This window comes from Klebsiella sp. CN_Kp088 (assembly GCF_040064335.1).
Lineage (GTDB): Bacteria > Pseudomonadota > Gammaproteobacteria > Enterobacterales > Enterobacteriaceae > Klebsiella > Klebsiella aerogenes.
On record NZ_JBEAIQ010000015.1, the window covers coordinates 25085 to 44737 of the forward strand.

Annotated in this window: 18 protein-coding genes; 7 read left to right on the plus strand and 11 right to left on the minus strand. The window is 54.5% G+C overall.

Annotated features, from left to right (window positions below; genetic code table 11):
- Positions 1-85: 85 nt before the first annotated feature.
- From ABLV08_RS05335 to rfaQ, 4 genes are read right to left on the minus strand one after another with little or no spacing between them, the layout of a single operon-like run.
- On the minus strand, positions 86-1075 hold the full coding sequence (locus ABLV08_RS05335) for a glycosyltransferase (protein WP_015703806.1): 990 nt from the start codon (positions 1073-1075) through the stop codon (positions 86-88).
- A 30-nt stretch (positions 1076-1105) separates the two neighbouring features.
- A complete protein-coding gene (locus tag ABLV08_RS05340) occupies positions 1106-2200 on the minus strand; it encodes a glycosyltransferase (protein WP_015703805.1) in 1095 nt (364 codons plus the stop codon).
- A gap of 2 nt (positions 2201-2202) precedes the next feature.
- Positions 2203-3330, minus strand: a complete 1128-nt coding sequence (locus tag ABLV08_RS05345; protein ID WP_045375284.1) for a glycosyltransferase family 4 protein — start codon at positions 3328-3330, stop codon at positions 2203-2205.
- The gene (rfaQ, locus tag ABLV08_RS05350; RefSeq protein WP_015703803.1) at positions 3327-4403 is read right to left on the minus strand and encodes a putative lipopolysaccharide heptosyltransferase III; all 1077 of its coding nucleotides are present in this window, start codon (positions 4401-4403) and stop codon (positions 3327-3329) included. The genes ABLV08_RS05345 and rfaQ overlap by 4 nt, the downstream gene beginning before the upstream one ends.
- A 111-nt stretch (positions 4404-4514) precedes the next feature.
- Here rfaQ and ABLV08_RS05355 point away from each other — a divergent pair, with 111 nt between their 5' ends.
- The 3 genes from ABLV08_RS05355 to ABLV08_RS05365 all read left to right on the plus strand — a co-directional run bounded on the left by ABLV08_RS05355 (position 4515) and on the right by ABLV08_RS05365 (position 7451).
- A complete protein-coding gene (locus ABLV08_RS05355; RefSeq protein WP_045386551.1) occupies positions 4515-5477 on the plus strand; it encodes a polysaccharide deacetylase family protein in 963 nt (320 codons plus the stop codon).
- A 96-nt stretch (positions 5478-5573) separates the two neighbouring features.
- Positions 5574-6215: a hypothetical protein gene (locus ABLV08_RS05360; protein WP_045386549.1), complete on the plus strand. Its 642-nt coding sequence runs from the start codon at positions 5574-5576 to the stop codon at positions 6213-6215.
- An 84-nt stretch (positions 6216-6299) separates the two neighbouring features.
- A complete protein-coding gene (locus ABLV08_RS05365; RefSeq protein WP_045386547.1) occupies positions 6300-7451 on the plus strand; it encodes an O-antigen ligase family protein in 1152 nt (383 codons plus the stop codon).
- Between the two features lie 20 nt (positions 7452-7471).
- Here ABLV08_RS05365 and ABLV08_RS05370 read toward each other — a convergent pair whose 3' ends face one another.
- The 4 genes from ABLV08_RS05370 to rfaD are packed head-to-tail and all read right to left on the minus strand — an operon-like array spanning position 7472 to position 11361.
- The gene (locus ABLV08_RS05370) at positions 7472-8386 is read right to left on the minus strand and encodes a sugar glycosyltransferase (protein WP_045386545.1); all 915 of its coding nucleotides are present in this window, start codon (positions 8384-8386) and stop codon (positions 7472-7474) included.
- Positions 8386-9357 (minus strand): lipopolysaccharide heptosyltransferase RfaC, encoded by a 972-nt coding sequence (rfaC, locus tag ABLV08_RS05375; RefSeq protein WP_348855633.1) that lies wholly within the window; start codon positions 9355-9357, stop codon positions 8386-8388. The genes ABLV08_RS05370 and rfaC overlap by 1 nt, the downstream gene beginning before the upstream one ends.
- Before the next feature lie 3 nt (positions 9358-9360).
- Positions 9361-10419 (minus strand): ADP-heptose--LPS heptosyltransferase RfaF, encoded by a 1059-nt coding sequence (rfaF, locus tag ABLV08_RS05380; RefSeq protein WP_262830563.1) that lies wholly within the window; start codon positions 10417-10419, stop codon positions 9361-9363.
- Between the two features lie 9 nt (positions 10420-10428).
- Positions 10429-11361, minus strand: a complete 933-nt coding sequence (gene rfaD / locus ABLV08_RS05385; RefSeq protein WP_015703796.1) for an ADP-glyceromanno-heptose 6-epimerase — start codon at positions 11359-11361, stop codon at positions 10429-10431.
- 212 nt (positions 11362-11573) lie between these two features.
- Here rfaD and kbl point away from each other — a divergent pair, with 212 nt between their 5' ends.
- The 4 genes from kbl to ABLV08_RS05405 all read left to right on the plus strand — a co-directional run bounded on the left by kbl (position 11574) and on the right by ABLV08_RS05405 (position 15667).
- Positions 11574-12767 (plus strand): glycine C-acetyltransferase, encoded by a 1194-nt coding sequence (gene kbl / locus ABLV08_RS05390; protein WP_015703795.1) that lies wholly within the window; start codon positions 11574-11576, stop codon positions 12765-12767.
- Positions 12768-12779: 12 nt separating this feature from the next.
- Positions 12780-13805 carry an L-threonine 3-dehydrogenase gene (tdh, locus tag ABLV08_RS05395; RefSeq protein ID WP_032709392.1) on the plus strand — a complete coding sequence of 342 codons (1026 nt, stop codon included), beginning with the start codon at positions 12780-12782 and terminating at the stop codon, positions 13803-13805.
- A gap of 175 nt (positions 13806-13980) precedes the next feature.
- Positions 13981-14709 (plus strand): hypothetical protein, encoded by a 729-nt coding sequence (locus ABLV08_RS05400; RefSeq protein WP_015369173.1) that lies wholly within the window; start codon positions 13981-13983, stop codon positions 14707-14709.
- Positions 14710-14875: 166 nt separating this feature from the next.
- Positions 14876-15667 carry a glycosyltransferase family 2 protein gene (locus ABLV08_RS05405; protein WP_020077689.1) on the plus strand — a complete coding sequence of 264 codons (792 nt, stop codon included), beginning with the start codon at positions 14876-14878 and terminating at the stop codon, positions 15665-15667.
- Positions 15668-15673: 6 nt separating this feature from the next.
- On the opposite strand, the gene ABLV08_RS05410 is transcribed toward ABLV08_RS05405, so the two are convergent.
- Genes ABLV08_RS05410 through gpmM form a run of 3 tightly spaced genes read right to left on the minus strand, consistent with a single transcriptional unit; the run spans position 15674 to position 19450 of the window.
- Positions 15674-16621, minus strand: coding sequence for a divergent polysaccharide deacetylase family protein (locus tag ABLV08_RS05410; protein ID WP_032706536.1), 948 nt, complete (start codon positions 16619-16621; stop codon positions 15674-15676).
- Positions 16622-16624: 3 nt separating this feature from the next.
- Entirely contained in the window at positions 16625-17896 is a 1272-nt protein-coding gene (gene envC / locus ABLV08_RS05415) for a murein hydrolase activator EnvC (RefSeq protein WP_032706535.1), read from the minus strand.
- Between the two features lie 9 nt (positions 17897-17905).
- Positions 17906-19450 (minus strand): 2,3-bisphosphoglycerate-independent phosphoglycerate mutase, encoded by a 1545-nt coding sequence (gene gpmM, locus ABLV08_RS05420; protein ID WP_015703792.1) that lies wholly within the window; start codon positions 19448-19450, stop codon positions 17906-17908.
- Positions 19451-19653 lie beyond the last annotated feature (203 nt).

Below are 19653 nucleotides of genomic sequence, written 5' to 3' on the forward strand. Positions count from 1 at the left end.
ATCCGTTTTAGGTTTTTTGCGGGCAAATTCTAAGCATTTAACCCGCGTAAAGCTATCTCTTTGGCGGAAACCGAGGGATTTCGGCCTATGCGGCGTTGAGATAGCGCTTTATGCGCAAATAGCGGCGTCCCAGACGCCAGCGTAAACGGAACGTGCAGGCGTTAGTCCAGATCAGGCGCCAGATGCCGCGTTCGAAGAATTCTTTAATGATAATATGCTTTTTCGACTCATCTTTCATGCAGTCGAAGGTATGGATAATCCCCAACCCTTCTTTGGCTATCTGCCAGCGGCAGGCGGGAATGTGCCGTACCTTGTCTGGATAGCGCTGGTTGATGGCGCTGAGCATCTCGAGGATCTTCATATAATGGCGCGCTGAGCGCATCAGCGTATCGTCGTTGTCTGGCTTATGCGACACCGATTCCGAGTGAATGTAATAGTCGTAAAATTGCTCGCTGGTGTACTGCACACGCTCGGCGGCCAGTAACGCTTCCGTCGTCCAGGGAATATCCTGATGGCGCAGGCCCGGCTCAAAGTGGAAATGGTGCTGGTTAATAAAATCGCGGCGATAGATGTTCAACCAGGTGACGTGCAGGAACTTACGCGAGTCGAGCGCCTGCTTCAGCCAGACGTAACCCGGCAGGACGCCAGTGGACTGCAGGCGTTCCGGCGGGAAAATCGGATGAATGTCGTCGCGGCTTTCGTACACATAGCGGCCATTGCAGGTCGCGACATCAAGATTGCCCTTTTCCGCCATTTCCAGCAGCGTGCGGTACATGCCGGGATAGAACTTATCGTCAATATCCGGGAAGGCGAGGTATTTACCGCTTGCCGCCGCCATACCGGTATTACGCGCCACCGAGACGCCCTGATTCTCCTGCTCCAGCACGGTGACGTTCTGCAGCCTGTCTTTCCATTGGTCGATAACTGCCAGGCTACCGTCGGTAGAACCATCGTTCACCAGGATCAGCTCATAGCTTGCCAACTGTTGCTGTTCGAGGCATTCAAAGAATTGCGCAAGGAATTTTTCACCGTTATACACGGCGGCCACGATGCTCAATAAAGGCGTTTGACTCATAACTCATTCGATCCTGGTTAAAAAACGACGTCAGGCGTTGCGCAACTGACAGTACTGTTGGCAAATCGACTCTACGCTGAATTTTTCCAGCGCGGCGGAATCAATGGCCGGCGGGCTATGGTAAATGCTTTGCATCGTCTGGGCTAGCGCAGAACTGTTGAGGTCGGCAAGACCGCGGGACAATTCGCCGCGAAGGATCTCGCTTACCCCGCCAGGGCAGCGGGTGCTGGCGACCGGCGTATTCAGCAGTAGCGCTTCAACAATGACGTTGCCAAACCCTTCGCTGTCGGAGCTGAGCGTTAGCATTCTCGCATGTTTAATCCATGGTAGCGGGTTGGGCTGAAAGCCTTTAAACAGCACCCGATCGCCGACCTGCAACTGCTGCGCTAGTTGACGAAGCCGCTGTTCCTGTTCCGGTTTTCCCTGTCCCAGCAGCACCAGCGGCGCGTCGATGCCGCTTTGCGCGTAGGCTTCAATCAGTCGGTCATGGCGCTTACCGGGATGGAAGCGGCCAACGTGGATAATATAGTCCCCTTGGGGAATATCGGCCGGCGCCTCAGCCGCCGCGCGAATGGCGGCGATATCGAACGGGTTATAGATGGTTTTAAGCTGTGCCGGGCGCAGCGCGAACTGCTCGACCAAATCCTTTCCAACCGCATCGGAAACGGTCACCACGTTGCGTCCCTGGTATACCCGCTTGATTTTCTGCTGCTTCATCCAGCGGTCAAAACCGCTGCGATGACCAAGATAAGAGGTTGAGAAAACGCCGTGCAGGCAGAACCAAACGTTGCGATTCTGTAATGCCCGGCTGCGGGCGACAATGCGATCGGTTTTGTGCAGATTCGACAGTACCAGATCGAAGCGCCCATGCTGTTCTGCTTGTTTAATCGCGCGATCAAGCTGACGCGCGCGGCGGGAGAGTTCCGTCAACTTACGCCACGGTTTGCGGCAGCGGTCGGCGATAACCTGATAATCGAGCCCTTCCGGCAGCGGATAATCGCAGACGTCGCGCAGCGAAAATAGCGATACCTGTTCGCCCTGGCTAAGAAAATGTTCCGCCAGCGTGAGCACGACTTTTTCCGCGCCGCCGCCCGGCAGGCCGTCGATAACAAACAATATGCGCATCGTTATTTCACCAGATCCTGATAGAGAGAAAGCAGCTGCGTCGACAGTCGCGCGCTGGTGCAATCCATAATTCGTTCGCGGGCGCGTGCGCCTTCAGCGGAGCCCAGCGCGCGCGTGGGCAGCGCCATCACCGCCTGCTGTAACGCGGCAATATCCAGCGCGTCGCAAACGTAGCCGTTATCACCCTCAGTGATGAACTCCGCGCCGCCGCAGCCGGTGGTGGTGATAACCGGCAGGCCGCAGGCCATCGCTTCCAGAATTACATTCGGGAATGGATCATACAGCGTCGGCAGCAGCAGTCCGTCGGCCATCTGATAGAACGGTAGCGTTTCAGACTGCATGCCGCAGAAGCGCACCCGTTCTTCGCAGTTCAGCGATTTTGCCAGCTGTTGATAGCGGTTCTGTTCTTTGTCTTTGCCGACCACCAACAGATAACGGTCGGTGGGGGCGATGGCGCGGATTGCCGCATCCAGCCCTTTGCGTTCAAAGCCGGAACCGACATAAATCAGGCAGCTAGCTTTCAGCGGTAGCTGCCATTTAGCGCGTAATGCGGCAAAGGTTTCTTCGCCAGGCGGCAGAAACCGCTGGTTATCAATAGCGTTGTAGATGACGTGGATTTTGTCAGCCGGCAGGCCGAAGTCTTCGATGATTTCCTGCTTGATCATCTCTGCGTTGCAAATCACCCCGCGCAGATGCGCGTCCTGATACATCTCGCGCTCCGCCTGCATCACATAACGGTGGTAGCGGTCGGCAAACAGCAGGCGGCTTTTCCAGGCCGGTAAAATGCGCGAGCGCTGTTGCAGCCAGCGGCGATGAACGCCGTCGCCGGCGCGGTACAGATCGCAACCCGGAATACGCTCATGGCTTTGCACCAGATCGAATGATTCACTCTGCCAGAGCGCGCGCGCGGCGTTGGCGAAACCGCGTTCACGGCTGATGCGCCCCCATTTGCGCGGGTTACAGATGTGAATATGCCAGTCCGGTTTAACCGGCCCTTGCCACTCGCGGGTGATGACGTTTAGTTCCAGATTAGTGCTGTCGAGGGCTTCCAGCGCGCGGGAGACAAAGCGCTCCGCGCCGCCGTCGGGGCGATACTTCTGCCGCACCAGAGCCAGCCTGAATTTACTCATGCCAGTACCTTTTTCGCCGCCGCGATGACCGCGTCGGTAGGGATTAAATCAAGATAGCGTTCTTCGGTGTTGGTGTTGATGTCGTCAGGATCGGGCAGCGGGCCGAAGTCGCCGGCCCAGATAACCTCGCCTTTCGCCTGCCACGGCCGCCAGAAGGTCAGCTTTGACGGGCCAAATAGCGCGACGAGCGGCGTACCCAGGGCTGCCGCCATATGCATCGGCACCGAATCTACGCCGATAAACAGGCGGGCGTGATCGATAACCGCCGCCAGTTGGCGGAGCGTCAACTGACCGGCTAACGAGTGCAGTCGCGCCTGCGGGCAGCCGCTGATGATGTTCTCTACCATCTGCTTTTCTTTGGCGTCAGGGCCAGAGGTGAGCACCACCGCGTAGCCTTCTGCTGATAGCGCGTTAATCAGCGCGCTCATGCGCGCTTCGCGCCAGCATTTAAAGAACCAGCGCGAGGTCGGCTGAATCACGATGTAGTTTTCCTGGAAGCCGTCCGGCAGCAGCGCGCGGCTGGTCGTCCAGTCAGATTCGCTGTAGCCCATCCGCGCCGGCGCATCATTAATCTCCAGTCCCAGCGGCGCCAGAATAGAGAGATTTTGCTGTACCGTATGCAGCTGATTGTGCTGCTGGGTAGAAGCAAGCGCGGTGTGGCAGTAGCGCCAGAACGGATGACGGCGCTTAGGGAAATCGAAACCGATGCGCGTCGGCGCACCGGTTAATTTGCTGATAATCGCGCTGGGCCACTGGTCGGCAAGGTTGAGCACCATGTCGTAGCGCTGTTGGCGTAGCGAGCGAATGAGCTGCCATTCCATCTTGAGCTGATGCCGCTTGCCCTGCTTTTTCCAATTGCGATCGATCGCGTAAATCTGGTTAATCTCCGGATTTGCCGCCAGCATGTCGCGGGTCTCAGCATACAGTAGTACATCGACGCGAGCGGCGGGATACTGCTGTTTGAGCGCGTTTACAAGCGGGGTGATCAGCAACATGTCGCCATGGTGGCGCAGCTTAATGACCAGGATCCGCGCCGGGTTCTGCTGGCCGGAGGAGAGGGTTTCAGGCGTCATACTCTGTTCTTCATCCAGGATAAGGGTTCCGATTCTAGGGGATCGCGTAGATTGAGAGAAGCGTTGTATTGCTCTACCATGGACCGATACGTATGGCCTGAGGACGTTTTCGTGCACAATCCCGCATTTCTCATCACGATTGATACAGAGGGTGATAACCTCTGGCAAAAACATGACAGCATCACCACGGAGAATGCGCGCTATCTTCCGCGTTTTCAGCAGCTTTGCGAAAAGTATGGCTTCAAACCGGTCTATTTGACCAATTATGAAATGGCCATCGACCCTTTTTATATCGAGTTTGCTAAAGATGTCATTGCGCGCGGCACCGCGGAAATCGGTATGCATCTGCACGCCTGGAACAGCCCGCCGACCGAGCCGCTGACCGCGGATGACTGGCGTCATAAGCCTTATCTCATCGAGTATAGCGATGCCGCCATGCGTGAGAAGGTCGACTATATGACCCATCTACTGGAAGATACCTTCCAGACCAAAATGGTGAGCCATCGCGCCGGACGCTGGGCGTTTGACGAGCGCTACGCGCGGCTGCTGGTGGAGTACGGTTATCAGGTGGATTGCTCGGTGACGCCGCGAGTGAACTGGAAGACCGCTAAGGGCGCGCCGCAGGGCGATGGCGGTACGGACTACCGACGCTTCCCGCAACATGCTTATTTTCTCGATGAAAATGATATCAGTCGCGAAGGGCATTCCCCGTTGCTGGAAGTGCCGATGAGCATTCAGTATAAGCACTCGGCGTGGATGAATAGCGTGAAGCAGGGCTACGATCGTTTGCGCGGTAAAGTTCGTTCGCCATCCGTGCACTGGCTGCGTCCAATGGGCGGCAACGTCGAGACGATGAAGAAAGTCGTAGAACAAACATTGACTCAGGGTAATGACTACGTGGAATATATGCTGCACTCGTCGGAGTATATGCCCGGCGGCAGTCCAACCTTTAAGAATGAGCAGGATATCGAGCGTTTATATGCCGATCTGGAAGCGTTCTTTAGTTGGCTGGCCCCGCAGGTACGAGGAATGTCGTTGGCAGAATATTATAATTTCAAGAGAAATCTTACATAAAACAATCATTACTGATAGAGGTGCGGCGTTAATCTGGTGTAATATCATCAGTCGAATGAATAATTAACGCCTAAATTATTAAGATATTGAGGTTTTATGAAGATAGCAACCGTACTACGCTCTGGCGGTGATTATAACCAAAGCCATGTGCAGTGGTTATACAAACAATTGCCAGCAGACATCGAGAAAGTGTGCTTTACCGATTTAACTATTCCTGGCGTTAACACCATTAAACTAACTGAAGATTTGCCAGGTTGGTGGTCAAAAATCGAGATGTTTAATCCGGATTCTGTTGCCGAAGATATTTTTTATCTCGATTTAGATGTCGTCGTTGTCGGTGATATTAGTGATATTCTGGCAAATAAACAGCTGACCATGCTGAGTGATTTTTTCTTTCCGCAGAAAACCAAAAACTCCGCCATCATGCGCGTTCCGCATGAGGAAAAGTACAAGGTCTGGGAAGCGTTTAAGCGCTATCCGGAACTATTCATGACGCGCTATCAGAGCGGTGGCGACCAGGAGTTTATCAGCAAAATCTATCCACACGCCGCTATCTGGCAGGATATTTTACCCGGACAGATCGTTAGCTATAAAAAGCATGTCATTCATAAGAAGAAGAATGAACATGCCACCGGTGATGGCACCGTGCCTGCGGGGACGCGAATTGTCTGTTTCCATGGAAAACCACGCCCTTGGGACTGTGGTGAAGCTTGGGTGCCACCATTTGAGAAAGCTTAATTATTTATGAGTAAAGTGATGTCGCCAGTGACAATATTGCTTCTGGCAATATTGTCATGTGTTTTTGTGATGCCGGAGAAGATTATGGGTAGAAATCTCTTTTACCTGTCTTCGGTTATTACGTTAATTTATGCGGTAATTAACAGGAAACGTCTTACTTTTAAAAAAGAGGAGATGTTTCTGTCTCTGACGCTATTGATGTTAGGAGCCTCACAGCTTATTTGGTCATATCGCTTTCCGGGTAATCCGGCTGAAATTTATATGGCTGATGTTAGCTATCCTCGCTCAGGCGCTTATTTGATGATCGGCGCTGTGATGATGTTACTCTTGCCTGCGGTATTAAGGACAACAGCAATACAATATGGCAAAAGCTTGAGTTACGCATTAGTCGCGGGCTTTTCAGTATTGACGCTATACGCTTTACATTATCATTTTTTTGTTTCCGGCGATCGCCTGAGAATCGATAACTCCGCAACCTTAAGCGCCTATCTTTATACGATATACTCGTTATTGACGCTGTATGCTTTAGCTTGCGTCAATATCCGCTATCGCAACTATATTGCCAGCGGTGTGATATTTTTCTCGCTGTGGATTATTTTTCTTACCGAAACTCGCTCGGCGCTGCTTATTTATCCGGCGGTACTGCTCTATGCCCTACTGACCGGTAACGTGATGTCGAAGAAAAAATCAGCGCTGGCGTGCCTGATGCTGTTAGTTGCTGGCCTGGCGGTGATTGAGTTGGCGTTTCCCTCGCTGAAAGATCGGGCGAGTGAAGCGGTCACTGAGATCTCTGACTATCAAAGCGATAACAATACCTCGATGGGTTCCCGGCTCAGTATGTGGCATACCGGGGTCTATGAAATTATTGCTCATCCTGGTGGCGTAAGCTCGCAGCAGCGTTTCCAGATCCTTTCGCAATTGATGTATGAAAAAGAGCAGGGGAATCCCGAAGGGTTGCGCAACATTGTTTATCATCTTCATAATGATTTGATCGAAACCATGTCGCTACAGGGCGTTATTGGCGGCCTCTTCCTGCTAGCATTGTATGGCGCGATGCTGCTCTATGTTTACAGAAAGGCGACGCTGAAATGTGCATTGGTGTTTATTGGCGCGCCGGTGATTCTTTTTGGCTGCGTCGATACTCTGTTTATCCACGACAGATTTATCATTATGTTTATTGTGGCATTAGCCGTTTTCACGGCGTTATCGCCGGAAAAATCTGCAGAAGAATCGTGATGGGGTGATGAAGTGGCCGTTCAGGCCACTTCATATAGCGCTTGAGATAACGGCATTTTAGGAAATACCTGTTCAGGAATTGCGCTATTAAGGGAAAGATTAATTACCGTAATCCCCTTTGCCTGTAAATGACGGCTGGCGAGTTCAAAGGCGGGGAAAACCATACCATCTACTTTATCTGCGAGATAGGATGGAAGCTTATTGTCGCCGTTTTCATAAAATCGCGGTTGCTCAAAATTATTCATATCCAGACCGGCAATAATAATTCTGTTGAATCCCAGCCAGGCGATAATCTGCAGCGCCCAGTAAGCCACCGTTCCCGCATCAAATATCCCTTTGCGAATATCGGTTGAGAAACCAATATGGCTTAAGTGCTGGTGCAGGAGCGCACTTGGGGAACGGCTAAAGGCCGTCGCGATATCGTTACCGGGGATCTTTGGCTGGTAAATCTTATAACAGGCATCTTCAATCAGGGCGAGTCGACACTGAATATTGTTGAGTCCGATGCGCTCAATGATTTTGGCAATACCGTGGGTAGTGGTAAAAAAGAGGATCCGTGGATTGCTGACAATACCGGCGATAACCTCGGGTTTACGGTCAAAAAACTCCATATCAACGATCAGATACAGAGAAAACCCTACCTTTCCTTCGAGAAAGTAAGCGCCGTTGACGCCCATTACCGGCAACGATGACGGGATAATCGAAAAATCGACATCGTTGATCGATGGACCGGTCGCGGTGAGCAGCATTGGCCCGGAGAAAGCGTCTTTTAATTCACTTAGGCTACACAGCGGTACCGATTCGCCCTTGTATTGTAAGGCACAAATTTCACCACTTTCCGCCCGGCGGATTTTTACCCACGGCCACAGGTTCTCATTGTGGCGATAGGCGCGCGGGCGGGTATAGCGATAAATTTGCTTAAACAGCGATCCCATTACACGAGTCCCTGTGCTTGCAACAGTTGCTGAACATGCTCAGCGGTAATATCGCTGGTGCTGTTGCCGTTTGGCGGCCGGACGATATGCTGGTTTTTGCCATATCCGCCAATCAGTCCCGGATCGGTTGGGCCGTAGAGCGTGAAATTGGGTTTATCGAGCGCCGCGGTCAGATGGCTCAGCCCGGTGTCGACGGAAACTACGCCGCGTGCGCTGGCCAGAATCTGCGCAACCTGCTCAAGACTCATTCGCGGTAACACGTCGACGTTATCGCGCCCTTCCGCCAGCCGTTTTGCCCGCGCCTCTTCATGCGGCGCGCCCCACGGCAGTTTGATCCGTATGGCGCTACCTGCCAGCAGATCGAGAAGCGCTTGCCAGCGCGCTTCCGGCCAGTGTTTATCATCGCGGGTGGTGGCGTGCAGAAAGACCAGATACGGCTCTGCTACCGGCGAGTCGGGGCGAATAAAGTGGCGCGCGATGGCGTAATCACCTTGTGTTTGTGGCCGGGCATAGCCCAGGCTTTTGGCGAACAGTTCGCGCGTACGCTCTACCGCGTGCTGCTGGACAGCAATATGGTGGCGACGGTTATAAAACAGGCTTGCCATCGGCTCGCGGGCGGACTGCCAGTCCATGCCATGTTTGATGCCGTGCGCCAGACGCGTCACCAGCGCGGCGCTTTTCACCAGCCCCTGAGCATCGATAATGGCATCGTAGTTGACGGCCTTTACGGCCTCGCGAAAGACTTCTCTTTCCGCTTTGATAGGCGCGGAAAACCAGGCTTTGCGCCAGCGGCGAATCGCTACCGGAATCACCCGCTCGACGGACTCATGCCATGAAGGGATCTGTGCGAAACCCTCTTCAACCACCCAATCAAAGCGGATGCCGGGAATGGCCTGCGCGGCGTCGGTTAGCGCGGGCAGCGTGTGCAGCACGTCGCCCATGGAGGAGGTTTTAACGATCAATACCCGCATCCGTTACGCTTCCTCGTGCTCGGTTTTTTCCGTCAACAGTTCGTTCAGCTCCTGCAGGACGCGCTCTGGAGTGATGTCGATAAGGCTTTGATGATAGCCCTCAGCGGCATCCCCTTTGCGCACTTTGTGGTAGCCGCTAATCAGGCGAATAACCCGTGCTTTGTGCGACAGCGGCGGGGTAAAGTCCGGGCTGCTCGGGCCGTACAGCGCCACCAGCGGGCGGTCCAGGGCGGCGGCAACGTGCATCAGCCCAGAATCGTTGCTGACCACGGCCTGACAGGCGGCAATCAGGATCACGGCCTGTTCCAGCTGGGTTTCGCCAGCCAGGTTACGGCACCAGGCCTGCTGCTCGCTGCTGAGCGCGGCGATGATCTCTTTGCCGGCATCGTTATCTTTTGCTGAGCCGAAGAGCGCTATCTGATAACCATCGTCAATGAGCTTTTTCGCCAACGCGGCGTAGTGATAATGCGGCCAGCGTTTTGCAGGGCCGAATTCCGCGCCGGGGCAGAAGCCGATAATTGGCCGATCGTTTGAGAGATTAAAGGCGTTGCAGGCCTGTGATTTTTCGCCGTCGTTGACCTGCAGGTGCGGCCACAGCAGCGGCTGTGGAAGGTCTTTAGCGCAGCGCATGACGCCGTTGTCGTAGGCCAGCGCTACGTAGCGCTCCACCATCAGCGGCCAGGCGTCTTTATCCAGCACGCGGGCGTCGTTGAGCAGGCCGTAGCGCATTTCGCCGCGCCAGCCGGTGCGCAGCGGGATGTTGGCAAAGAAAGGCACCAAGGCCGATTTAAACGAGTTCGGCAGCACATAAGCGCGATCGTAACGACGATCGCGCAGGCTGTGGCCGAGTTTACGGCGTTCGCCGATAGCCAGCGCGCCGTGGCCCAGCGGCATGGCAATCGCTTCATTGACTTCCGGCATGCGCGATAACAACGGACGGCACCATGCCGGCGCCATCACGTCGATAATCGCCTGGGGATAGCGCGCCCTGAGCGTACGATAAAGACTTTGCGACATCATCATGTCGCCCACCCAAGACGGGCCTATCACCAATATTTTCATGCTTGTTTCTTACGCGTCGCGGTTGAGCCAGGCCATATATTCCGTTACGCCTTCGGCAACGGTTTTGAACGGTTTGTCATAGCCCGCTTTACGCAGGTTAGTCAGATCGGCCTGGGTGAATGCCTGGTAGCGGCCTTTCAGTTTGTCCGGGAACGGGATGTACTCAATGCTGCCTTTTTTATGGAAAGCCAGGGTCGCATCGGCGACCGCCTGGAAGGATTCCGCGCGGCCAGTACCAAGGTTGAAGATACCGGAAACGCCATTTTCCCAGAACCACAGGTTCACCGCGGCGACGTCGCCGACATAGACGAAGTCGCGTTTGAATCCATCGCTGCCTTCGAACAGTTTCGGATTTTCGCCATTATTCAGCTGGGTATTGAGGTGGAAGGCCACGCTCGCCATGCTGCCTTTGTGGCCTTCGCGCGGCCCGTAGACGTTGAAATAACGGAAGCCGACGATCTGCGAATCTGCTTCCGGCAGGATCTGACGGACGTATTCGTCGAACAGGAATTTTGAGTAGCCGTAGACGTTCAGCGGTTTTTCGAATTCGCGGGATTCGATAAAGTCGCTGGTGCGCCCGCCGTAGGTAGCGGCGGAAGAGGCGTACAGGAACGGGATTTCACGCTCCAGGCAGTAGTGCAGCACCTCTTTGGAGTACTGATAGTTGTTATCCATCACATACTTGCCGTCCCACTCGGTGGTGGAAGAGCAGGCGCCTTCGTGGAATACCGCTTCGACCTCGCCGAACTCTTCGCCAGCCATAATCTGGATCAGAAAATCTTCTTTATCCATGTAGTCAGCGATGTCCAGATCCACCAGGTTTACGAATTTGGTGCCGTCTTTCAGATTGTCTACAACCAGAATATCGGTGATGCCTTTGTCATTCAGGGCTTTAACGATGTTGCTGCCGATAAAGCCTGCGCCGCCGGTTACGATGATCATAACTGTACCTTTGAAGTAGAGGGTCCGGAGACAATCCGGACACGAATACTCATATCATATCACTACATCCGAAAGGCTTCAGCCATTCGCCGAAAAGGTGCTGGCTGCGCGTGATTTATGCTGCAAATAATTCATTCAGGCATGCATCATCTCGTATCAACGTATAGCTTTGGGTAATATGTGCCAAATTTTGCCGAATCTGGAGAGTTGCAATGCGTGGTGATTTCTACAAACAGTTAACCAATGACCTGGATACCGCGCGCGCGGAAGGGTTGTTTAAAGAAGAGCGTATCATTACTTCGGCTCAGCAGGCGGACATCACCGTCGGCGACAGCCACGTCATTAACTTCTGCGCCAACAACTACCTGGGCCTGGCGAACCACCCGGAACTGATCGCCGCGGCGAAATCCGGCATGGACAGCCACGGCTTCGGGATGGCCTCGGTGCGCTTCATCTGCGGTACCCAGGACACGCATAAGCAGCTTGAGAAAAAACTGGCGGATTTCCTCGGTATGGAAGACGCGATTCTCTACTCCTCTTGCTTTGATGCCAACGGCGGCCTGTTTGAAACGCTGCTGGGGCCGGAAGACGCTATTATCTCTGATGCGCTGAACCATGCGTCGATCATCGACGGCGTGCGCCTGTGTAAAGCGAAGCGTTTCCGCTATGCCAACAACGATATGCAGGAGCTGGAAGCTCGTCTGAAAGAAGCGCGCGAAGCTGGCGCTCGCCACGTGCTGATCGCCACCGATGGCGTTTTCTCCATGGACGGGGTGATCGCCAACCTGAAAGGCGTCTGCGACCTGGCGGATAAATATGATGCGCTGGTGATGGTCGATGATTCTCACGCCGTGGGCTTTGTCGGCGAAAATGGCCGCGGTTCCCATGAATATTGCGACGTGATGGGCCGCGTCGACATCATCACCGGTACGTTGGGTAAAGCGCTGGGCGGCGCGTCAGGCGGTTACACCGCCGCGCGCAAAGAAGTCGTTGAGTGGCTGCGCCAGCGTTCCCGTCCTTATCTGTTCTCCAACTCCCTGGCGCCGGCCATCGTCGCCGCTTCTATCAAGGTGCTGGAGATGGTGGAAGCGGGCAGCGAACTGCGCGATCGCCTGTGGGCTAACGCGCGCCTGTTCCGCGAAAAAATGACCGCCGCAGGCTTTACCCTCGCAGGCGCCGACCACGCAATCATCCCGGTGATGCTCGGTGAAGCCACCATCGCGCAGGAATTCGCGCGTGAACTGCAGAAAGAAGGTATTTACGTCACCGGTTTCTTCTATCCGGTGGTTCCAAAAGGCCAGGCGCGTATTCGCACCCAGATGTCGGCGGCGCATACCCCTGAACAAATTGAACGTGCGGTGGAAGCCTTTACCCGCATCGGCAAACAACTGGGCGTCATCGCCTAATAAGGGTGTGAGATGAAAGCGTTATCCAAACTGAAAGCGGAAGAAGGCATCTGGATGACCGACGTACCGGAACCGGAAGTCGGCCATAACGATCTGCTGATTAAAATCCGTAAGACCGCGATTTGCGGTACCGACGTGCACATCTATAACTGGGACGAATGGTCGCAGAAAACCATTCCGGTTCCGATGGTGGTGGGGCATGAGTACGTTGGCGAAGTCGTGGGTATCGGTCAGGAAGTTCGCGGCTTTAAGCTTGGCGATCGCGTTTCCGGCGAAGGGCATATCACCTGCGGACATTGCCGCAACTGCCGTGGCGGTCGTACCCATCTGTGCCGTAATACCATCGGCGTGGGGGTAAACCGCCCGGGCTGTTTCGCTGAATATCTGGTGATCCCGGCCTTCAACGCTTTCAAAATCCCGGATAATATCTCTGACGATCTGGCATCCATCTTCGACCCGTTCGGCAACGCTGTGCATACCGCGCTTTCCTTCGACCTGGTCGGTGAAGATGTTCTGGTTTCCGGCGCTGGCCCGATCGGCGTGATGGCCGCGGCAGTGGCGAAACATGTCGGCGCGCGTAACGTGGTGATTACCGATGTTAACGAATATCGTCTGGAGCTGGCGCGTAAAATGGGCGTCACCCGCGCGGTCAACGTGGCGAAAGAGAATCTTAACGATGTGATGGCGGAGCTGGGGATGACCGAAGGCTTCGACGTGGGTCTGGAGATGTCCGGCGCGCCGCCGGCGTTTCGTACCATGCTCGATACCATGAACCACGGCGGACGTATTGCGATGCTGGGTATTCCTCCGTCGGATATGTCTATCGACTGGACCAAGGTCATCTTCAAAGGGCTGTTTATCAAAGGGATTTACGGCCGCGAAATGTTTGAAACCTGGTATAAGATGGCGGCGCTGATCCAGTCTGGCCTCGATCTTTCGCCGATTATCACCCACCGTTTCGGTATTGATGACTTCCAGAAAGGCTTTGACGCGATGCGCTCCGGCCAGTCTGGCAAAGTGATACTGAGCTGGGATTAAGCGAATTATCGTCAGGATGACGATAATAAGCATTCTTGCTGCCCATGAATCATGGGCAGCTTATCCTTTTCATATATATCGATAATAAAGTTATTGTTATTACTACGGTCACTATTGAACTGGTGTCGGGTTTATTTATATTCTGCCATATCTTCATATAACAAGGATGAGATATATGGCACACCCTATTTTTATCAGCCGTCTTTGGCAATTGAAGAATATTATCTTGCCGGTACTACTGCTAATGGTAAGTTTTGGCATTCAGGCTGAGCGCAGGCTTGAGCATGGCGTACTGCAAGCCTACTGGAAGGCGCAATGGAGCGATAACGCGACCATTAATGTTCCTGCCCTCGGATTTCGCTATTATTGGCTGGATGACCAGGGGAAATTAAAAAAAGTCATCAATATATATGTTAAGGGAACGCTGAAAGAACAGTTGCTGTTTATTCGGCAGAACTTTAGTGATATCCCGGAAAATTTTATCAAATTTCGCGAGTGGTACGTTAACCAGCAGGGTAGTCTGCTGGTTAATAATATCGCGCAGTATACCGAATGCAGCAGTGAGAATTATAGCGCCGTATTGCTTTCTTTTGTTCCTGTGCAAAATAAACCTGCATCAAATATAGACGATATGAATGCTCAGGTCTCCTGCGGCGGGGACGGGCGCTATCCCTGGTTAACGACATATCATTTACAGCATGAATGGAATCAGCTTTCATTCAAAGAATGGCCAGATGATAATGCGAATAATACATATTCCGTTATGGCTGATGACGTGGTGGTGAAAATACGCACTATTAACAAATACTGGATCTATGCCGCTCTTTACGATGACAGCAAAGCGGACCGTATGAGTGACAAACGGGGGTACATAAGGAGAGGGCATCTCAAACCAGATAACTGACACCCGGTGGTATCGGGCAATGTGATGAAATTTATCTCAAGGTAGATTTATTTAGATTTGGATAACATTTCTAAAATAATACGTATCTATCGCACTATTTCTGCATCGATTTTTTACCTATTCGTTTATACAGTTAGTTTACTCTTCGTTTAATCGCATAAACACTATGTTTAAACTCTCAGTATGCTTGCTGACCTGTAATTCGGCCCGCTTATTACGGGAAGTATTGCCGCCGTTGTTGCGGGTGGCAGATGAGTTTATTGTCGTTGATTCCGGCAGTATGGATGAAACGCTACAGATATGTCAGCAGTTTGGCTTAACGGTTCACCATCACCCCTATGCCGCCCACGGCATGCAGATGAACTATGCGACCTCGCTGGCGACTCATGACTGGGTGCTGTGCATGGATAGCGACGAAATCCTCGATGATGAAGTGGTTGCGGCGATTCTGGCGCTTAAGGCGGGAGAGGAGCCGGATCCGACCTGCGCGTGGCGCCTGCCGCGCTACTGGTTCGTGCTTGGCGAACAGGTGCGGACCATCTATCCCATCTCATCGCCGGATTACCCGGTACGTCTGTTCAACCGTCAGCGGGCCAGTTTTAACCAGCGTCCGGTAGACGATCAGGTAGTCGGCCATCTGACCTCGACCAGGCTGCCGGGCTTTGTCCGCCACGATACCTTCTATTCACTGCATGAAGTGTTTAACAAGCTCAACAGCTATACCACCCGGCTGGTGAAGATGCAGAAGGTCAGGCCGTCGCTCAGCCGCGGGATTATCAGCGCCATCGGTGCGTTTTTTAAGTGGTATTTATTCAGCGGCGCCTGGCGTAGCGGCAAGGTGGGGGCCGTAACCGGTTTGTACGCCACCTTGTACAGCTTCATGAAGTATTTTAAAGCCTGGTATGCCTACAATGGTAAGCAGCAGGGAACCGTGACGGAGAAGCGCACGGATCCCTGATGAAGATTAGTTGGTGGGGCTGTCCCAGCCCTGCCATTTCAGCTGGTAATACTGGACCAGCGCGCTCTGGCTGATGCTTTCGCTGAGGATGCTAAAGAAGCGGCTGGCGTTCACCGGCTCCAGCGGACGCTTCGGTTTGCAGTACTTCACGCCATGGAACGGGTTACGCGGCTTCTGCTGTTGCGGCGCGTTTGGTTGGACGGGCGTGTTCGGCGTCGAGTTGTCGACCTGCGGTTCGTTCAGCAGGCTGCTCGGGCGCACCAGCGTGATATCCGGCGGCAGGTTATAGACCATTTGCTGTAGTACCCGCACCGTTGAAGGGTGTGGGTGACCAATGGCGATTGCCGAACCATTACGCCGCGCCAGCGCGATGGCGCGATTGAACTGAGTGCGGATATCCGCCTCGTTCTGGGTGTCGTCGAGAAACACTTTGCGTTTAATCACCTTCACGCCGGTACCTTGGGCGGCGCGCATGGCCTGGGTGTTGCCGATGGTCACGCTATCGAGAAAATAGAGATTGTAGCGTTCCAGAGCCTGCATCACCTTCTGCATGCCGAACAGGTTAGAGGTCATGGCGCTACCCATGTGGTTGTTCAGCCCGACGGCGTAAGGCACTTTCCCGTAAGCCTCACGGATAATACGTTCGATCTCATCGCTGCTCATATCCGGGCGCAGCGTGTCTTTTTCCAGCGGTTGCTTGCTGAGCGGCGCCATCGGCAGATGGATCAGCACTTCATGGCCCAGATTATGCGCTTTAGTGGCCATTTCCCGGGCGTGGGGGGCATTCGGCAGTACGGCGACGGAGATGGTGGGCGGCAGCGCTAGTACCTTATTTTCCGTCTGCGGGCGGTAGCCGAAATCATCGATAACGATGGAGAGTTTACCGGCAAAAACCGGCGCAGCTATAGCCAGTGAACCGGCTACAGCAAGTGCAATCATGCGAAATTGAAGCAAAACTTATCTTCCCAACCACGGCTGTGGATTGACCGCCTGACCCTGGCGGCGAATTTCGAAATAGAGCGACGGACGACCCTGACCGCCGCTACTGCCTACCAGCGCGATAGCCTGGCCCGCGCGGACCTGGGTACCGACGCTGACCAGCGCGCTTTGGTTATAGCCGTAAAGACTCATGTCGCCTTTGCCGTGTTCAACGACCACCACCAGGCCGTAGCCCTGTAGCCAGTCGGCGAGGATCACCCGGCCATCGGCAATGGCTTTGACTTCGGTGCCTTCAGACGCAGCGATAACCATCCCTTTCCAACGTAGTTCACCTTGCAGCTGTTCGCCATAACGATGAAGAATTGTTCCGCGTACCGGCCAGAAGGCCTGCCCGCGCGGCGCGCCGAGGCCGCCGGTTCGCGACATCAGCGAACGTTCGCTTTCGGTTGGTTTATAGGTGGTGCCTTTGCGCGAGGCCTCCTGCTGGCGGTCACGTACCGCCTGGGCATCACGAGCCTCGCGGTCGGCGCGGGCTTTGGCTGCCGCTTCCGCCTGGGCGATGCGGCCGCGCAGGCGCGATTCGTTAGCGCGCAGTTCGCTGAGCTGCTGTTGGCCTTTCTGAATGGAGGATTCGAGGCTGGAGAGCGTCTTTTTACGCTCGTTGCGCGCCTGCTCAAGCTTGGCCTGCTGCGCTTTTTGCTCGTAAACCAGCGTTTGCTGCTGGCTTTGTTTTTCTTCCAGCATCGATTTCTGCACCGCGACTTCTTCGCGCGTCTGCTTGAGCTGGGCGATGGTTTCCTGACGGGCCTGGTTAAAGTAACCAAAATAGGCCTGCAGGCGCTGGTTACGCTGCCCCTCTTCACCGCTGAGGATCATCTGCATGCCGGTGTGCGGCCCCTGGCGGAACGCGGCGTCAAGCTGCGCGGCGAGATTCCGTTCCTGGGAGGCGCGCTGGCGCTCCAGCTTAGCGATAGACGCGTTCATGTCGTCAATCTGCTTATTGAGCTGATTGAGAGTATCCTGAGTTTCACGCAGTTTGCGCGCGGCGGCGGAAATGGCCTCTTCCTGCGCTTTTAACTGGGCGAGCAGGGAGGCGCGTTGCTGCTGCTGTTGCTTAATCGCGCGCTGTTTGGCGGCGATATCGGCCTGAATGGATTTCAACTGGTCGCGGTCATCGGCGTGAGCGGATGCGGCGCACAGCAATACGCCAGCGCTAAGCGCGCTGGCGTAAAGAACGGATCGAACAGCCGTTGCGATCCATGTATTTGAATAAGTCGCCTTTCCCCTCATGGGGAAGGATTATTCCACGATGAACAGCGGCTTGCCAGTCATCTCTTGCGGGATTTCCATTCCCATCAGCGACAGCATGGTTGGCGCGATGTCGGAAAGCTTGCCGCCTTCGGCCACTTTCACCGTTTTGTCGCCAACGTAGATCAGCGGAACCGGCAGGTTAGTATGCGCGGTGTGCGCCTGTCCGGTCGCCGGATCGCGCATCTGTTCGGCGTTGCCGTGGTCGGCGGTGATCAGCAGCTGGCCGCCGACGGATTCAACGGCCGCGGCCACTTGCTCAATGCAGTGATCCAGCGCTTCAACCGCTTTCACGGCGGCTTCCATCACCCCGGTATGGCCTACCATATCGCCGTTCGGGTAGTTGCAGATGATGGTGTCATACTGACCGCCTTTGATGGCCGCAACCAGTTTCTCGGTCAGCTCGGCGGAGCTCATTTCCGGCTGCAGGTCGTAAGTGGCGACCTTCGGCGAGTTAATCAGAATACGGTCTTCGCCTTTGAACGGATTTTCTACCCCGCCGTTAAAGAAGAAGGTCACGTGCGCATATTTCTCGGTTTCGGAGATGCGCAGCTGGGTTTTGTCGTGCTTCGCCATCCACTCGCCGAAAGTGTTCACCAGTGAAGCTGGTGGATAAGCGCAAGCGACTTTGATGTCGGCGGCGTATTCGGTCAGCATCACGAAATCGAGGTTAACCACTTTCTTACGCGCGAAGCCGTCGAAGTCGGCGTTAACGAAGGCGCGGGTGATTTCGCGCGCGCGGTCAGCGCGGAAGTTCATGAAGATCAGCGCGTCGCCGTCTTCCATTGCGGCATCGGCCTGGCCGGCGGCGCGGATAACGGTCGCTTTGACGAACTCGTCGTTTTCGTCACGCGCGTAGGCTGCCTGCAGGCCCGCCACGGCGGTGTCGGCCTGGAATTCGCCTTTGGCCAGTGTCATCAGGTCATAGGCTTGCTCTACGCGATCCCAGCGGTTGTCGCGGTCCATGGCGTAGTAGCGGCCAATGATAGAGGCGATACGGCCTTTGCCCAGCGCGGTGAATTTAGCTTCGAATTTAGCCAGCGTCGCTTCAGCGCTGCGCGGCGGCGTGTCGCGGCCATCGAGGAAAGCGTGCAGATAGATTTTCTCTGCGCCGCGTTCCGCAGCCAGTTCTACCATCGCCATGATGTGGTCTTCGTGGCTGTGAACGCCGCCAGGCGACATCAGGCCCATGATGTGTACCGCTTTACCGGCGGCGACGGCTTTGTCGACCGCGCCGGTCAGCACCGGGTTGGCAAAGAAGGTGCGTTCTTTGATTTCAACGTCCAGACGGGTCAGATCCTGATACACGATACGGCCCGCGCCGAGGTTAACGTGGCCCACTTCGGAGTTACCCATCTGGCGGTCAGGCAGGCCGACTTCCAGACCGGATGCATCAATCAGGGTGTGCGGGCGTTTTGCCCACAGTGCGTCCATTACCGGCGTTTTCGCGCTATAAATGGCGTTATCCTGCTGGTCTTCACGGTAGCCGTAGCCATCCAGAATCACCAGTACCATAGGTTTTTTAGTAACCGACATTGCGACAACCTCATGCTCAAAGACAGAAAATTTGCGTAATTTTACTACAGCTGAATCGATCAAATCACCGTAAAAGATCAAAGAAAGGGAAGGGGTGACGCCACAGTCGATGGCGAAGTCGGTTTTTTTTTCGTGACGGGCCGCAGAAAATACATTACATCGCGCTCACTGGCTGTATTTGCCGCAATGCACAGGTATACTCC

Bases quoted from the DNA above. Each gene is read 5' to 3' on its own strand.
- ABLV08_RS05335 (WP_015703806.1), bottom strand. From the start codon at position 1,075: ATGAGTCAAACGCCTTTATTGAGCATCGTGGCCGCCGTGTATAACGGT.
- ABLV08_RS05340 (WP_015703805.1), bottom strand. From the start codon at position 2,200: ATGCGCATATTGTTTGTTATCGACGGCCTGCCGGGCGGCGGCGCGGAA.
- ABLV08_RS05345 (WP_045375284.1), bottom strand. From the start codon at position 3,330: ATGAGTAAATTCAGGCTGGCTCTGGTGCGGCAGAAGTATCGCCCCGAC.
- rfaQ (WP_015703803.1), bottom strand. From the start codon at position 4,403: ATGACGCCTGAAACCCTCTCCTCCGGCCAGCAGAACCCGGCGCGGATC.
- ABLV08_RS05360 (WP_045386549.1), top strand. From the start codon at position 5,574: ATGAAGATAGCAACCGTACTACGCTCTGGCGGTGATTATAACCAAAGC.
- ABLV08_RS05365 (WP_045386547.1), top strand. From the start codon at position 6,300: ATGGGTAGAAATCTCTTTTACCTGTCTTCGGTTATTACGTTAATTTAT.
- ABLV08_RS05370 (WP_045386545.1), bottom strand. From the start codon at position 8,386: ATGGGATCGCTGTTTAAGCAAATTTATCGCTATACCCGCCCGCGCGCC.
- rfaC (WP_348855633.1), bottom strand. From the start codon at position 9,357: ATGCGGGTATTGATCGTTAAAACCTCCTCCATGGGCGACGTGCTGCAC.
- rfaF (WP_262830563.1), bottom strand. From the start codon at position 10,419: ATGAAAATATTGGTGATAGGCCCGTCTTGGGTGGGCGACATGATGATG.
- rfaD (WP_015703796.1), bottom strand. From the start codon at position 11,361: ATGATCATCGTAACCGGCGGCGCAGGCTTTATCGGCAGCAACATCGTT.
- kbl (WP_015703795.1), top strand. From the start codon at position 11,574: ATGCGTGGTGATTTCTACAAACAGTTAACCAATGACCTGGATACCGCG.
- tdh (WP_032709392.1), top strand. From the start codon at position 12,780: ATGAAAGCGTTATCCAAACTGAAAGCGGAAGAAGGCATCTGGATGACC.
- ABLV08_RS05400 (WP_015369173.1), top strand. From the start codon at position 13,981: ATGGCACACCCTATTTTTATCAGCCGTCTTTGGCAATTGAAGAATATT.
- ABLV08_RS05405 (WP_020077689.1), top strand. From the start codon at position 14,876: ATGTTTAAACTCTCAGTATGCTTGCTGACCTGTAATTCGGCCCGCTTA.
- envC (WP_032706535.1), bottom strand. From the start codon at position 17,896: ATGAGGGGAAAGGCGACTTATTCAAATACATGGATCGCAACGGCTGTT.
- gpmM (WP_015703792.1), bottom strand. From the start codon at position 19,450: ATGTCGGTTACTAAAAAACCTATGGTACTGGTGATTCTGGATGGCTAC.